Below are 15,731 nucleotides of genomic sequence, written 5' to 3'. Positions count from 1 at the left end.
ATTAATTTAAATTGATTTTTTCGGGCTTAATATCTATCACGGCTTCTTTACGGCGGTATTTTTTATACCACAAAAAGCCTATACCGGCAACCACCAAGTAGGGCGCCGCCAGTAGGTACATAATTCCGGTATTTAAACTGCTAGCTGTATTTCCGCCGCCTTCTAAGTTCGACTCTACCGTTGCCGTGCACATGGCACACTGCGCGAAACTTAAATTAGAGATAAACAGCAAAATGCCCACACAAAATATACAAAAAAGAATTTTTTGAACCTTCATCACATAAAACTAAAAATTATAATACGGCGAAATCATCAAATAAACAATTACGCCCGAGGTGGTCACATACAGCCATACCGGGTAGCTCCACCTCACCAATTTCTTATGCCTTTCTACCTGCATTTTTAAGCCTCTAAAGAAGCTTAACAAAATTAGAGGCAAAACAGCCGCGGCTAAAACAATATGCGTTATTAAAACGAAATAATAGATATATCTGATATTGCCGGTCAGTAATTTTTCATTTGCACTTACCAACCCGTCGCCGTTGATATCACCAAACTTTGTTTCCGGGGCGAAATAATGGAACACCACATAAGAAATCAGAAACAAGGCCGATAGGCAAAAGGTAAGGATATTTATCCGCTTGTGCATTAATACGTTCTTGCACGAAATAAAATATAGCGACAACAACAGCAAAACGGTACAACAGCCATTGATGATGGCGTTTAGCTTGGGGAAGAAATAAATATAGCTTGGCGTTGGAATGGTAACGGGGACAAGCTTTCTGTTAAGCACAAGCACCAAAACAAACACCAGAATAGAAACGGCAGTAATTGCTCTTAAAATAAACTTGTCGCTCATAACACAAAAGTCAAGGTTCGGCTTTAATTTTTCGTAATTCTTCTGTAATTAATACTTTTATCTCATCGGTGATGCGTCTAATTTCATCTTCGGAAGTAGCCGTGTAATAACCTCTTATGCGATGATCGGCATCTAATAGCACTAATTTATCGCTAAAAATTAATGTACCATCTTTCGTTTGCAATGCGTTTACAAAAAGCTGCTTGCGTGCAAAAGGAAATGTTTGTGCGGTATCGGCAGTAACTAAATCCCATTTGTTTGGTGTTGCGCCAATTTCCTTAGCATAGCTAGTCATTTTTGCACTGTCGGCCGGATTAAGGTTAATAGAAACAAAATGTAAGCGTTTATTATCTGCGAACTGCGTTGCCAAATTTTTGATGCCTGCGCTCGTCTTGGCAGATACATCCTCATCCATCGCAAAAAAACTGAGCACCAACAGCTCTTGCTTCTCTTTGTTTAGATCCAATGGTTGACCGTTAGGATTGTAAACTACCGGAAATTGAACATGGTGGAAGGCAGTATCTGGAATTTGCTTACCGCGCCTGCTGTGAGAGGTGCCGGTTAAAGTTTTAGGGCCAAAAACGGGTAAAGGTTTGTATCTGTTTTCGCCTTTTGCCTGTAGCAAATAATACAAAAATCCTGGCAACGCTAAAATGGCTACCAGGATTAAAACTTTTGCTAAAGGAAATTTTTTATTTCCCGTCATACAAACATATGGCCGTGCAAGTAGTGACCTTCAATTAAAAGTAGGATGATAAAGTAAATGATAAACACCAATGAGAGTACCAAACCTGCTATAAAAGCATATTTCTCGAACTTTAGGTGCATAAAATACGCGATGATATAATAAGCTTTAAAAAGCGTTAAAATCACGTAAATCGAATTCCGGATGGTGTCTGACATTACTGTATGTGGCACGCCTAATGCGATGATGAATTCCACAACCGTAATACCTAGTAAAATAAAGAATACCTTCCATATTTTACCCTTAGACATGGTAGCATGTTCTTGCTCGTGTGCTAAATCTGTATTATCGAATGACATATTTTTTTATCTAAATATAAATGTTAAACCAAATAGAAGAAGGTAAATACAAATACCCAAACTAAATCTACAAAGTGCCAGTATAAACCTACCTTTTCAATCATCAGGTAATGTCCGCGACGTTCAAAAACGCCGGCCATGGTCATAAACAAGATAATGATATTTAAGATAACACCAATTGTTACGTGGAAACCGTGAAAACCTGTAATGGTGAAGAAAAGGTTTGCAAACTGTAAGGCACTTACATTATCGGCGCCAAGCTGCTTAATTACCTCCGCATCTGGGATACTGCCCCACCAAAAACCGGTGTGGTGCAAGTGTGTCCACTCCATTGCCTGGCAGCCCAAGAACATTAAACCACCTACGATGGTTGCTACCATCCACCAGATAACTTCTTTCTTTTTGTTGCGATGCCCTGCTTCAACGGCCAGTACCATCGTTACAGAACTCATGATGAGAATAAAAGTCATGATACCCACAAATACCAAAGGAGCACCTGTATCTGTAATGCCTGGGATAGACTGGAATACGATATCCGGATCTGGCCAAGTCATTTTGCTAAAGCGTTGTGCGCCGTAGTAAACTAAAAATGCCGAAAAAGTAAATGCATCGGATAAAAGGAAAATCCACATCATTATTTTACCGTACTCAACGGCAAACGGCGATCTGCCACCGCTCCAAGGCGTGGTTTTAACCTCGTCTAATTTTGCTAAAGTGTCCATTAAATATTAGGGTTGTAATTTTTGAGTAAATTTTTACCGGTTCAAAAGTAAGAAAACGTATAAATAAATCCATACTATATCTACAAAATGCCAGAATATAGATGTAATATCCATCCTAAACGAATTTGTAACTGTAGGCACTGGTCCATAACTACTTTTAAGCGCCGTAATAATCATAATTAAACCGGCAACAATGTGTAAAATATGGAAGAAAGTAAATGCGTAAACAAAGCTGATGGTAGCGTTAGAGTTGATGAAGAAAATACCCAGATTTGTCCAAACAGCCCATCCGTAAACCTGCAAAGCAATAAATACTATCCCTAGCAGCAACGAGACCCATAGCCATAGCTTTTGTTGCGCAAACTTGAGCCTTTTAGTGCCTAAATAGGCCAGGTGCATGGTTACGCTGCTTAAAATGATGACTATCGTGCTGTAAATAAAAACTTTCGGTAAATCAACATTCAGCGCTTTTCTGGCACCACCGCCAGAGTAAACGATAAATCCGCTGGTAAGGCCCGCAAAAAATATAATTGATGATACGATAAACAACCAAAGCACAAACTTTTTTGGCTGTAGGCTATATCTATCTGGTTCCTGATTGATAGTCATATCCATGTTTTACATTAAATTAAATAACAAGCCCAATTGTACTACGGGCAAATATATAAAGCTACCAAACATTAGCTTACGCGCAGACGGAATATCTAAATTTTTAACCAACATAAAACCTTGGTAGCAAAAAACAGCGCCAATAATGATTGATACGATAGCAATCAAGTTGCCTCCGAAACCTAAAAAAGTGGGCAATAAACTTACGGGTATCAAAATAATTGTACTTAACCAAGTGATTACCGCGCTTACTCTGTCTCTATGCGTGGTAGGCAATAAACGGAACCCCGCTTTTTTATAATCGTCATCCAACACCCAGGCAATGGCCCAAAAATGGGGGAACTGCCAAACAAATTGTATCCCAAACAGCACCAAAGCAATGGTATCAATACGCCCGTGAGATGCTACATAACCTATTAATGGTGGCAAAGCTCCTGGGAACGCACCAACAAAAACTGCTATCGGCGACTTTTGTTTTAGCGGGGTATAAGCAAAGGCATACAAAAAAATCGAGAACACAGACAAAACGCCGGTTAACAAGTTTAAGCTTCCTAACAGATAAGTTCCGCCGATACCCATGACTAAACTTAGCACCAAGGCTTGCCCGGTAGTCATGCGCCCAGATGGCAATGGCCTATCCGCCGTACGGCGCATCAGCTTATCCAAATCTTTCTCTATAATCTCATTAAAGCCGTTGGCTGCGGACGTTACCAAAAAGCCTCCGATAATGAGTTTAATCCAGTTTAGCCAATGAATTTGCCCTGCATAATGCTCGCCAACCAAGAAACACACTGAGGCAGAAAATACCACCAGTAAAGTGAGTCTTAACTTAACAAGGTTTTTAAAATCTTTAAAAAAACTACCCAAACCCAACCAAATTATTTTTTATAAAAGATGATAAGCACACAAAGCCAAACATAAAATCCCAGTTAATACATGTAGCTAATGTTGTTAGGCTAAAAGCACTAAAGCCTGTTTGCGCCAGCACAGAAATTGTTAAGGATGATATACTTCGTTCTTAAAACCCATTTTCCAGCGTTAGGGCACATCTTAGAAATTAAAATTGGGGTATCTGTTTCGGATACCCCAATATTTTCAAACCGTCAAATTATTTGACTTGTTCAGGGTTTTTGGACGCGTTATGCGCCAAATTCCATTCTTCCTGTATTTTCTCGGCTACCTCGTTACCATCAAAATCATGTGGCAAGTTAGAACTCATTGTTTCTGAATGTGGCACAGTTTGCATGATAAAATCTGTCGGGTGGCCAGGTTTGCTGTAATCATAAGCCCAACGGTAAACCGTAGGAATTTCTCCTGGCCAATTACCGTGTAATCTTTCTACTGGGGTAGTCCACTCTAAAGTATTAGCTTCCCAAGGGTTCTCGGTTGATTTTTTACCGAAGAAAATAGAACCAAAGAAGTTAATCAAGAAAGCGATTTGAGCCACAGCGCCTAAAATTGCTGACCAAGTAACAAACACGTTTACAGACATCCATTTCTCCATAAACTCGAACTCGGTAAAAGCATAATATCTACGTGGCACACCGTCTAATCCCATAAAGTGCATTGGGAAAAATACAAAATATGCAGCCACAAATGTTAGCCAAAAGTGCAAGTAACCTAAACGTGGATTCATCACTCTGCCAAACATTTTAGGGAACCAGTGATAAATACCCGCCAACATCCCAAATATTGCAGCAGAGCCCATTACCAAGTGGAAGTGAGCTACCACGAAGTAAGTATCGTGCAAGTTGATGTCTAAAGACGCATTACCTAACCAAATCCCGGTTAAACCACCAGAGATAAAGAAAGACACCATACCGATAGAGAAAAGCATTGCCGGAGTGAAGCGGATATTACCGCGCCACAAAGTTGCTAACCAGTTGAAAGTTTTTACCGCAGACGGCACCGCGATAATAAGCGTGGTAATCATAAAGACTCCGCCCAAGAACGGATTCATCCCGGTTACAAACATGTGGTGCCCCCAAACGATGAACGATAATACCGTGATGGCAATTAAAGAGTAAACCATGGCGTGGTAGCCGAAAATCGGTTTTCTTGAGTTTACCGCCATTACCTCAGAAATAATACCCATGGCAGGCATAATAACGATGTAAACCTCTGGGTGACCTAAGAACCAGAACAAGTGTTGCCATAAAATTGGGCTACCACCTTCGTGCGCTAAAGCCTGTCCGCCGATAACGATATCCGATAAATAAAATGAGGTACCAAAGCTTCTATCAAAAATCAATAATACCACACCTGCCACCAGTACCGGGAAAGATAGGATACCTGTAACTGCTGTAAGCAAAAAAGCCCAGATAGTTAAAGGCATTTTCCAAAGATCCATCCCTTTGGTACGCATGTTCAAAATTGTTGAAACGTAGTTGATACCGCCCATTAAAGATGATGCTACGAACAAAATCATGGCGATTAACCAGATGGTCATCCCTAATCCAGAACCCGGCATTGCTTTAGGGATTGCCGACAAAGGCGGATAAACTGTCCAACCGCCACCTGCAGGGCCTGACTCTATAAAGAAAGTTGAAAGGATTAATACGCAAGCCACCAAGAACAACCAGTAAGAAAGCATATTCATGAAAGGCGAAGCCATATCACGTGCGCCTAGTTGCAAAGGGATTAAAAGGTTAGAGAAAGTACCACTTAAACCTGCGGTTAACACAAAGAAAACCATGATGGTACCGTGGATGGTAACCAATGAAAGGTAAAAGTTGGGATCTAAACGACCTTCTGGCGCAAAACGCCCTAGTAAAACCTCCAACAATGGGAAGCTATGGTCCGGATAAGCCAGCTGTATACGGAAAAGCACTGATAATAGCATGGCGATAACCCCCATGATAATACCGGTGATAAGAAACTGCTTCGCAATCATTTTATGATCTTGACTAAAAACATATTTAGTCAAAAACGTTTCATGGTGATGGGCATGCCCATGATCATCATGATGAATTGCGGATGGGTTGTTTATTGCAATTGATGACATATTCTACGTCTGTTTTTAATCTTAGTTGTTTAAAGCAATTTGAGTGTTAGATGCGGTGCCTTGTTCTTCCATCGCTAATTGATATTCTTTTTTCATATCATCTGTAACGATAGGTTTTTGTTCTTTAAGCCACTCTTGATATTCTCTGTTAGATACCACGCGCACATTAAACTTCATGTTGTAATGCGAACCACCGCAGATTTTTGCGCAAAGCAACACATAATCGAACTTTGGATCATCTGTGTCTTGACGCATTTCTTGGGTAGTTTTTGTTGGCGTAAACTGGAAGTACGTCGCCATACCCGGTACGCAGTTCATTTGTACGCGGAAATGCGGCATATAAAAACTGTGGATTACGTCTTGCGAGCTTAAAGTGAAACGCACAGACTTGTTAACTGGCAATACGATTTCGTTAACACGCAAATCATCGTAGTTAGCCTTGTCTGATAAATCTAAACCTAAGCTGTTTAAACCATTTAAGCTACCTATAAGTTTATAGTTTTTACGGCCGTTCACATTGTCTTTTCCGGCATATCTTACATCCCAAGCAAATTGGTGGGCGGTAACATCTACCTGGATTGCGTTTCTGCGCTCGTCTTCAGGCACGTTAAAAATACTTCTCCACGTGAAAAAACCCATCAATACCAAAATAGTTAAAACTACCGCCGGGATAATAGTCCAGTATTTCTCTAAAGTATTGTTGTGCGGATAGTAGTAAGCTTTACGCTTTTTACTTGCATTGTAAAAGAAAGCAAAAGAAAATAAAGCGATGTGCGTTAATACCAATACAATAGTGGTAAGTATTAAGGTTACGTCAAACATGCTGTCAATTTTGGCACCATGCGCTGACCCTGCCGCCGGCAAAATCTGAGATCCCTGAACGGTGTAAGACCAGTAAACGCCGTACAAACCAACGATTAAAGTAATACCGAATAAGATACCATTAATTTTATCCCATTTAATGCCTCTGCGGTTTCCTTGAATTTTGCGGGTTAAATCATAAACACTGATAATTTTACCAACAATACCTACAAAGATGCAAGCCAGCAACAACAGCAATACATAATAGCTTACGGTTTTGCCTAAACCCTCATGTTTTGCGGTTTCTTCAGCAGCCTTCGCCGCCTCTTGCGCCATTACTTGCGTAAAGGAAAGTGCGTACACCGTCCCTAAGGCTAACAAGTTTTTTAAATTTAAAAATTTATGCTTCATTTTTTTGTGGATGCAATATTAAATCTGATGGTTTAAGCTTTCTTCCATAAATGGATGATTTTTTGGTGCCAAAGGTGCTTTGCTCAGTGATGATAATACAGAGAAAGTAAATAAACCGGCAAAACCTAAAAATACACCAATTTCTATAATTCCGAAACCGGCATTCTCGCCAATGGTTCCTGGCATAATCATCATGTAATAATCTAACCAGTGTCCGCAAATTAAAAGGATAGAAACGCCTAATAAAACATTTACTTTTCTTTTAGCATCGCGAGACATTAAGATTAATACCGGCGACATAAAGTTGATAATTAAGTTTAACCAGAACAAAGGCAGGTAAAATCCTTCCCATCTTTTGTAGAAGTAAACGGTTTCTTCTGGCATGTTAGCATAGTAGATTAATAAAAACTGCGCAAACCAGATGTAAGTCCAGAAGATAGAGAACGCAAACACAAATAAACCTAAATTATGGATGTGGCTGTCACGTATCCAAGGCATATGGCCCGCTTTCTTAAGCAAAATTACTACAATGCTGATAGCGGCCATACCAGATACCCACATCGCCGCAAAGTTATACCAGCCAAACATGGTAGAAAACCAATGCGCTTCTAAAGACATAATGGTATCAAAAGCCCAAATTGGCGTAGTAAAACCAAAAATCACTAAAAAGATAGTTGAGTATTTGATGCTTTTCTCGTAGCTTTTTAAACCGCCGTGGATATCTTCATTTACAGAAAGCTTGGATAAAAACCATCCGAAGAAACTGTAAGCTGCTAAGAAAACCACCAATCTTAGCAAAAAGAAAGCTGGGCTTAGGTAAAACTCTTTTGAGGGGCTAAAGTGATGCGCACCGCCACCTTCGCCATGATGGTTCCAGCTGTTGTACAAATTATGCGAAAATAAACCCGCAGTAACTACTATAACTAATATGATGCTTGCAAAAGGCAACACTTTAGAAAAAGCTTGCGGCACCCTTAACAAACTTGTTGACCAGCCAGCTTGTGCTACAAACTGTACGGCGCAAAAGAACAATCCCGCTGCGCAAACGCAGGCGAAATAGTAGCTCATTAATAACAAGTTTAAAAAAGTACGCTCCGTTGCCCCGGTAACAAAACCATAGGCAATGGCCAATACACCGATAACGATGCCTATTAAGCTAAGTGATTTAGCTTTTCCGCTAAAACTAAATTGCTCAGAAAAATTATATGAATGATGATGAGCTCCCATATGTTTATTTGATATCGATTATTGTTGTCCTTTTTGTAATTGGTGAACGTACATTACCACTTTCCATCTTTCTTCTGGCGAAAGCTGAGAAGCGTAAGATCCCATTAAGTTTAAACCATATTGGATGGTATGGTAAATTTTACCGTCGGTAAGGTCTTTCATAGCGCCGCCTCTGGATGAGTTGCCCGTAGCGTACGAAGGTGGCGCAGGGTATTTGCCCAGCTCTACGATATGCCCGTTACCGCTACCGTCTTTACCATGGCAAGGACCGCACATTACTACGTAAAGGTGTTTACCTTGTGCCAAGTTTTCTTTAGTTACCGGAAGCGGGTTTACCACAGAAGCGCTTGCTGCTTCGTAACCTTCTGCTGTGTTCGGAAACTCGTCAAACCGGGTAAAGCCGATTGGCGTAGTACCTGCCGGCGGAACCTGGGCGGTAATCCCGTTCTCGAAATTTTTATTCTTTTGGTCCGGATTGTATGCAATTGGGTAGTACATGTTAGGTGCATACTCTAAACCACGGCTTCTTTTGTCGTGACAAGAGCTTAAAATTGTAGCTACAGAAACTGCTAAAAATGCTAATCCAAAAACACCTGTCTTATTCATAACTTACGTATTTTCTTTCGTTGTGCTTAATTTCTACAGCACCTGCTTCTTTTAATAAATTGTCTACTTGAGTGCTATCGGCAATGGCGTTTGCATCAATGGCAATCACAAACCTGTCTGTAGTGGCTCTTAACTCCATTACTCTAGGTGCTCTTCCCGGGAAAAGGTGGTTTCTGAAGAAGAAAGCCGCCACCATGCCCAGCGCGCAAAACAACACGGTAAGCTCAAAAGTAATTGGGATAAAGTTAGGGATAGCGAAGTTTGGCTTACCACCCACGTTCATTGGCCAATCATACACCATAGTATAGTACATTAAGCTAAAAGCTGTAAACGTACCGGTGATACCGCAAATGAATGCGACAATACCTAAACGGCTTCTTTTAACACCCAGTTTGTCCTCAATCCCGTGGATAGGCATTGGTGTGTAAACATCGTAGATGCCGATTTTATTTTCTTGCAGTTTATCAATCCCGTGCATCATCTGATCGGGATCATCAAATAAACCTAATATATATTTTATTTTGCTCATGTCTAAAGTTTTACGTAGTCAGCTTGATCAACACTGTCATAAGTGCTTAAAGAATCGATGTAATAATCAGCCTCTTCCTTCTTCACTTTTCCTTCCTCAATTAATTTTTTCTTAGACTGTTCTGATGAAGTTTTCACCAACAACCTTACCTCGGCCATAGCCACAGAAGGTAATACGCGGATGAACAACAAGAACAAAGTGAAGAATAATCCTATTGAGCCGATGAACACGGAAATATCAATCCAGGTTGGGTAAAACATGGCCCAGCTAGATGGCACGTAATCTCTGAAAAGCGAGTTTACGATAATCACAAAACGCTCGAACCACATACCAATGTTTACCACGATAGATAAACACCACGAGATGGCGATGTTTGTCCTGATTTTTTTGAACCAAAGCAACTGTGGCATCAATACGTTACAGCCGTACATCATACAACCTGCCCACCAGTAAGGGCCTACAAAACGTTGTAAGAAGGTGTATTGCTCGTACTCGACACCAGAGTACCATGCAATAAAAAACTCCGATAAATAAGCCACACCTACTATTGAACCTGTTAAAACAATAATCTTGTTCATAGATTCGATGTGGAACATGGTGATATAATTCTCTAAGCCTAAAACTTTACGCGTTACCAATAATAACGTTTGTACCATGGCAAAACCCGAGAAGATAGCACCCGCAACAAAGTATGGAGGGAAGATGGTAGTGTGCCATCCGGGAATTACCGATGTTGCAAAGTCCATAGATACGATAGTGTGTACAGAAAGTACCAATGGCGTAGCGATACCTGCTAAAATCAAACATACCGTTTCAAAACGTTGCCAAGTTTTTACCGAACCATTCCATCCGAAAGAAAGGACAGAATAGATTCTTCTTTTTAAACCTGTGGCGCGGTCTCTGATGGTGGCGATATCTGGCAGTAAACCCACATACCAGAACACCAAAGAAACGGTGAAGTAAGTAGAGATTGCAAATACGTCCCAAACTAAAGGCGAGTTAAAGTTTACCCAGATAGAACCGAATTGGTTTGGCAAAGGCAAAGGCCAGTATGCCAACCACGGACGCCCCATGTGCGATACTACGTAAGTGGCCGCACAGATAACCGCAAAAATGGTCATCGCCTCGGCAGAACGGTTGATAGAGTTTCTCCAGTTTTGACGGAACAGCAAGAGTACCGCAGAAATTAAGGTTCCGGCGTGACCAATACCTACCCACCATACGAAACCGGTGATATCCCAGGCCCAACCTACGGTTTTGTTTAGGCCCCAAGCACCAATCCCGTTCCAAAAAGTATAGCTTACTGCGAATACCCAAAGGCAGGCGCCCAAAGCTGAAACGATAAACCCAATCCACCAAGCTTTGTTAGGCTTGTTTTCTACCGGCAGTAAAACCTCATCCGTAATTCTTTTATACGTGATGTCTTTACCGGTAATTAAGGGTTCTCTTAATATTGATTCGTTATGAGATGACATATCCTAAATAGTAATTTTAAATATTAAGCTTCTTGAGATCCTGTGTTAGTTACCTTGGTCATGTAGCCTACGCCCGGCTGTACGTTCAACTCTTCTAACACGTAGTATGTTCTTTCATTTTTCAATGCTTTAGAAACTTCAGAGTTCGGATCGTTTGCATCTCCAAATATGATAGCGTTAGATGCACAAGCCTGTTGGCAAGCCATCTTGATATCACCATCTACCAAAGCACGTTTTTCCATTTTAGCTTCTAGCTTACCGGCTTGGATACGTTGGATACACATTGAGCATTTCTCCATTACCCCACGGAAACGTGTAGTAACATCTGGGTTTAATACCAATTGGGTAAACTCGTTGTTCAGGTAATTGTCAAAACGCGAATCGTTCCAGTAGTTAAACCAGTTGAAGCGACGTACTTTGTACGGGCAGTTGTTTGCGCAATATCTTGTACCTACGCAACGGTTGTAAGCCATGTGGTTTAAACCCTCTGTAGAGTGTACAGTTGCTAAAACCGGACAAACGGTTTCGCAAGGCGCGTGCTCGCAATGTTGGCATAGCATAGGTTGGTGAACCACAGAAACATTTTCCATATTTCCTTTAGTGCCTTCCAACTCGTGCTCTTCGGTTATTGCTTTACCTTCTTCGTTAAAAGTGTAGTATCTGTCAATACGCAACCAGTGCATCTCTCTGCGGCGGCGTACCTCATCTTTACCTACAACCGGTACGTTGTTTTCAACGTTACAAGCTACAATACAAGCTCCGCAACCGGTACAAGCATTAAGGTCAATAGCCATTACCCAGTTATGCCCAGGTTGGTCGTATTTATTCCAAAGATCGTAGGTAGGATGTTTTTCGCCGTGGTTACCGCTACCGTGTGCAGGATCTTTCTTGTAATCTGCAAAAGTAGTTTCGCGAATTACATTCCGGCCCTCTATGGTGTGGTGAGTTTGGGTCTGCGCCAATTCCTCGTAACCGCCGGTATTGCTTACCGTTACGGTATTTGCAAAATGCGCGTTACCTTGGGTGTAAGTGATAAACGGATAAACGTTTTTACCTACGCCATCGCCCACTTTACCAGATTTTGTTCTGCCGTAACCTACCGCAACAGAAATAGTTCCCTGTGCTTGGCCTGGCTGGTGAAGCACCGGCAACTCTACGCTGTACTTATCTGTTTTGATAGCTACTACGTCAAATTGTTTTAGTCCTAAAGACTCGGCAAACTTAGGGTTAATGGCCGCGTAGTTATCCCAAGTTACTTTTGATACCGGATCTGGTACCTCTTGCAACAATGGGTTGTTGGCTTGCGCACCGCTACCGATACTTACGGATTGGTAAATGTGCAATTCGATATCCTTAGCTAAAGCCGCACTTTCTTTGGCAACCGTACCTGCATCTACAGAACCTGTAAACGCATAAGCGCCTCCGGTTTTTGCAGGCAAGCTGATGATGCCCGATTGTAACACATCGTCCCATTTTTTACCCGTTGCTGCTAATACTGTTTTTTCCCAATTGCTGCGAACAAAGGCGTAATAATCTTGGTTAGGGTAGTTTGCCCAAGTTAACAAGCTTACTTCTGCCTGGCGCGTATTAAAAATTGGATTGATGGTTGGCTGCACCAAAGTGTAATAGCCTTCTAAAGCATTTTCATCGCCCCAAGCCTCCAAGTAATGGTGGTTAGGTGCAATTACTTTACATAAAGACGCCGTTTCATCTGGTCTGTCTGCAAAAGAGATAGACAGATCCACTTTTTTCAAAGCCTCTGTAAATTCTTTTGCCAAAGGATGGCTGTATGCCGGGTTAGCATCTAAAAACATCACCGCACCTACTCTGCCAGCGTTCATATCTGTCAAAAGCAAGGTGAAATCTTCATCTTTACCAGCGTATTGGTACGATGGATTGTCTAAATCGATGGTGTTGCCATAGCTGCCTAATAAGCTGTTGATGGCGTTAACAGTGGTTTGTACCGCTACGCTGTTTGAGCCAGACACTACCAAGGCAGCGCCTTTAGCTGCCAACAACTCTTTTGCGGCTAATTTAATTGCTGCGTTTGCCGGCTGGTTATTTAAAGAGGCACCACTTACAGATGCGCCACTAACTTCGGCATACAGGCTTAACAAAGCCGGACCTTCTTCTGATAATTTGATGGCAACACGTGAGTCGGCGTTTGAACCTGTTAAGCTTAGGCCGCTCTCAAACTGGATGTGTCTCGACATCTTTTTGTTATTTAAAGATGCGATGTTGCGGTTGCTAGCGTACTGCGTGCTAAACTGCGTTGGCGAAATCCAGCTTCCTAAGAAATCGGCGCCAAAGCTTACAATTACGTTAGCTTTATCAAAACGGTACTGCGGTAACACGGCTTTACCAAAGCTCTGCTCGTTAGCTTTGATGATCCCTGAGTAAGAGATGGCATCGTAAGTAACATGCTTGGTAGCTGGGTATTGCGTAGAAAACTCGGCAATTACTGCTTTTGTTGAAGGGCTGTTGATGGTTGAGCTTACCAAAGCAATGGTTTTGCCTGCTGCCTGCGCTTTAGCTAAACCACGTTTTACGTAAGTATCTACATCATCCCAAGAATATTCTGCACCGCCTTTTAATGGTCCTTTAAGTTTAGAGTTATCGTATAAATCTAAAACAGAAGCCTGCGCTTGCGAATCTGTACCGCCACGGTTAATTGGGCAGGCCGGGTTACCTTCTATTTTAATTGGGCGACCTTCGCGGGTTTTAACAATGATAGCGCCGCCTTTATAGCTAGACGCGTAGTAGTTAGGTACACCCGGTGTTACCTCTTCTGGTTTTACTAAGTAAGGAATAGATTTTTGTACCGGTGCAACGTTACAAGCCGCTAAGCTTACCGCACCTAAACCAAAACCCATTGCCTTTAAAAAGTCTCTTCTTGGGGCAACAGAATTTAATCCGCTACCTTGTAATAATTCATCTACAGGAATCGGCTCGGCAAATTCGTTTTTCGCGTGCTCCGCGAATTCAGGAGTATTGTTAACCTCCTCTAAACCCTTCCAATATTTCTTTGTGCTTTCCATTTAAGCTATATAAGACTGTAATTGTTTATTGCTAATTATTAATAGTGACATTTACCGCACTCTAAACCACCTAACACTGCTGCCGTCACCTTCTCACCCTTCTTAATACTGTCATGCGCCGCAATTACTTTATCGTAATAAGCATTTCCTTTAGAATTTACTTCGGTTTCTTTATGACAGTTGATACACCATTTCATAGTTAGCGGAGAATATTGATACACCTCTTCCATCTCTTGGATTGGGCCGTGGCATTTTTGGCACTCGATACCGGCAACGCTTACGTGCTGCGAGTGGTTAAAATAAGCCAAATCTGGAAGGTTGTGTATGCGTACCCATTCAATAGGACGTGTATTGTTTCCGTATTTTTGGGTTTCTGGATTGTAATCCAGCGCTGTGTAGATTTTTTGGATTTCCGGAGAAATTTCGCCGTTGTATTTATCTGTTGCCTGCACATATTTGTGGCAGTTCATACAGATATTTAAAGATGGGATTGTTGCGTTTTTAGATTTCCAAGCACCGCTGTGGCAGTACTGACAATCAATTTGGTTGGTACCTGCGTGTAACTGGTGCGAGAATTTAATAGGCTGTACCGGTTGGTAACCTGTTTGTACGCCTGTATTCCACATATCCATGTAACCGAAAGAACCAAGGGTAATTAACAGGGCAAGCACTACAAAGAATACAAATTTCTTGTTTTTAGCCAGTTGCTTTACCACGCGGAAGCGGTCTTTTTCTTCTGCCTCTGCTTCTTCGTCTTCTACGTAAACGTTTTGTTCTGCCTCTTTAGTAACCAGCAATCTTTCTAAAGTGCCGATAACGCGGTTTAACACCACAATTACCAAGAAAGCAATTAAAACAACGGCTACTAAGCCGATGATCATGAAGCTGCTAACGCCGGTATCTTCCGCGGCTGCTGTTGCGCCACCTGCAGCTGTTGCCGCTTCTGGCTTTTTAGCGCCAGCCTCTTCAACATAAGCTAAAATGTTATCAATGTCTGCATCGCTCAATTGAGGGAAAGCAGGCATGGCCATTTTGTTGAATTCTTCAAAAATTGCAACCGCATCTTTATCGCCAGAAGCGATCAGGCCTTGTGAGTTTTTGATCCACTTGTGCAACCACTCGTTGCTTTGCTTTTGGTTAATGCCCGCTAAAGCCGGACCTAAAACCCTTTTGTCTATCGCGTGGCAAGCACCGCAATTAGACTTAAATAAAGCTTCACCCGCAGCAGCATCACCCGCCGGACCGCCGCCAGCACTTGGTGCGGTACTTGCAGTAGCACTAGAGTCTGCCGGAGCAGCCTCCTGACCAAAAGAAAAGTTAACAGCGCTAATTGCGATGATACCCGCTAAGGCTAAAGGCTTTAATAAGCTTCTAAAATGAGATGAGAAGTTTCTCATATTGAGTTT

Annotated in this window: 15 protein-coding genes; all 15 read right to left on the bottom strand. The window is 41.7% G+C overall.

Features of this window, described 5'->3' with window-relative positions; all coding sequences use genetic code 11:
* Position 1 precedes the first annotated feature (1 nt).
* The 15 genes from BCY91_RS17130 to BCY91_RS17060 all read right to left on the bottom strand — a co-directional run bounded on the left by BCY91_RS17130 (position 2) and on the right by BCY91_RS17060 (position 15,722).
* Positions 2–277: a hypothetical protein gene (locus BCY91_RS17130; protein ID WP_120183272.1), complete on the bottom strand. Its 276-nt coding sequence runs from the start codon at positions 275–277 to the stop codon at positions 2–4.
* A gap of 9 nt (positions 278–286) precedes the next feature.
* The gene (locus tag BCY91_RS17125) at positions 287–859 is read right to left on the bottom strand and encodes a DUF420 domain-containing protein (protein WP_120183271.1); all 573 of its coding nucleotides are present in this window, start codon (positions 857–859) and stop codon (positions 287–289) included.
* Positions 860–869: 10 nt separating this feature from the next.
* A complete protein-coding gene (locus tag BCY91_RS17120) occupies positions 870–1,565 on the bottom strand; it encodes an SCO family protein (protein WP_120183270.1) in 696 nt (231 codons plus the stop codon).
* The gene (locus BCY91_RS17115) at positions 1,562–1,903 is read right to left on the bottom strand and encodes a cytochrome C oxidase subunit IV family protein (RefSeq protein WP_120183269.1); all 342 of its coding nucleotides are present in this window, start codon (positions 1,901–1,903) and stop codon (positions 1,562–1,564) included. Before BCY91_RS17115 ends, BCY91_RS17120 begins: the two co-directional genes overlap by 4 nt.
* A 23-nt stretch (positions 1,904–1,926) precedes the next feature.
* The gene (locus tag BCY91_RS17110; protein WP_120183268.1) at positions 1,927–2,625 is read right to left on the bottom strand and encodes a cytochrome c oxidase subunit 3; all 699 of its coding nucleotides are present in this window, start codon (positions 2,623–2,625) and stop codon (positions 1,927–1,929) included.
* Positions 2,626–2,658: 33 nt separating this feature from the next.
* Positions 2,659–3,240, bottom strand: a complete 582-nt coding sequence (locus BCY91_RS17105; protein WP_245989239.1) for a cytochrome c oxidase subunit 3 — start codon at positions 3,238–3,240, stop codon at positions 2,659–2,661.
* A 3-nt stretch (positions 3,241–3,243) separates the two neighbouring features.
* Positions 3,244–4,101, bottom strand: coding sequence for a heme o synthase (cyoE, locus tag BCY91_RS17100; RefSeq protein WP_120183339.1), 858 nt, complete (start codon positions 4,099–4,101; stop codon positions 3,244–3,246).
* Positions 4,102–4,342: 241 nt separating this feature from the next.
* Positions 4,343–6,238, bottom strand: a complete 1,896-nt coding sequence (locus tag BCY91_RS17095) for a cytochrome c oxidase subunit I (protein ID WP_182995422.1) — start codon at positions 6,236–6,238, stop codon at positions 4,343–4,345.
* Positions 6,239–6,259: 21 nt separating this feature from the next.
* Positions 6,260–7,450, bottom strand: a complete 1,191-nt coding sequence (locus BCY91_RS17090; RefSeq protein ID WP_245989237.1) for a cytochrome c oxidase subunit II — start codon at positions 7,448–7,450, stop codon at positions 6,260–6,262.
* Positions 7,451–7,468: 18 nt separating this feature from the next.
* Complete coding sequence (locus BCY91_RS17085) at positions 7,469–8,677, bottom strand: quinol:cytochrome C oxidoreductase (RefSeq protein ID WP_120183265.1); 1,209 nt, start codon at positions 8,675–8,677, stop codon at positions 7,469–7,471.
* A gap of 18 nt (positions 8,678–8,695) precedes the next feature.
* The gene (locus tag BCY91_RS17080; RefSeq protein ID WP_120183264.1) at positions 8,696–9,283 is read right to left on the bottom strand and encodes a c-type cytochrome; all 588 of its coding nucleotides are present in this window, start codon (positions 9,281–9,283) and stop codon (positions 8,696–8,698) included.
* Positions 9,276–9,812, bottom strand: a complete 537-nt coding sequence (locus tag BCY91_RS17075) for a DUF3341 domain-containing protein (RefSeq protein ID WP_120183263.1) — start codon at positions 9,810–9,812, stop codon at positions 9,276–9,278. The genes BCY91_RS17080 and BCY91_RS17075 overlap by 8 nt, the downstream gene beginning before the upstream one ends.
* Before the next feature lie 2 nt (positions 9,813–9,814).
* Positions 9,815–11,287, bottom strand: coding sequence for an NrfD/PsrC family molybdoenzyme membrane anchor subunit (gene nrfD, locus BCY91_RS17070; RefSeq protein ID WP_120183262.1), 1,473 nt, complete (start codon positions 11,285–11,287; stop codon positions 9,815–9,817).
* 23 nt (positions 11,288–11,310) lie between these two features.
* The gene (locus tag BCY91_RS17065) at positions 11,311–14,325 is read right to left on the bottom strand and encodes a TAT-variant-translocated molybdopterin oxidoreductase (RefSeq protein WP_120183261.1); all 3,015 of its coding nucleotides are present in this window, start codon (positions 14,323–14,325) and stop codon (positions 11,311–11,313) included.
* A 38-nt stretch (positions 14,326–14,363) separates the two neighbouring features.
* Positions 14,364–15,722, bottom strand: coding sequence for a cytochrome c3 family protein (locus BCY91_RS17060; protein WP_120183260.1), 1,359 nt, complete (start codon positions 15,720–15,722; stop codon positions 14,364–14,366).
* Between the last annotated feature and the right edge of the window lie 9 nt (positions 15,723–15,731).

Origin of the sequence: Pelobium manganitolerans, assembly GCF_003609575.1 — a bacterium.
Classification (GTDB): domain Bacteria; phylum Bacteroidota; class Bacteroidia; order Sphingobacteriales; family Sphingobacteriaceae; genus Pseudopedobacter; species Pseudopedobacter manganitolerans.
Note: the sequence above shows the minus strand (reverse complement) of the source record. Positions and strands in the feature narration are given on the sequence as shown.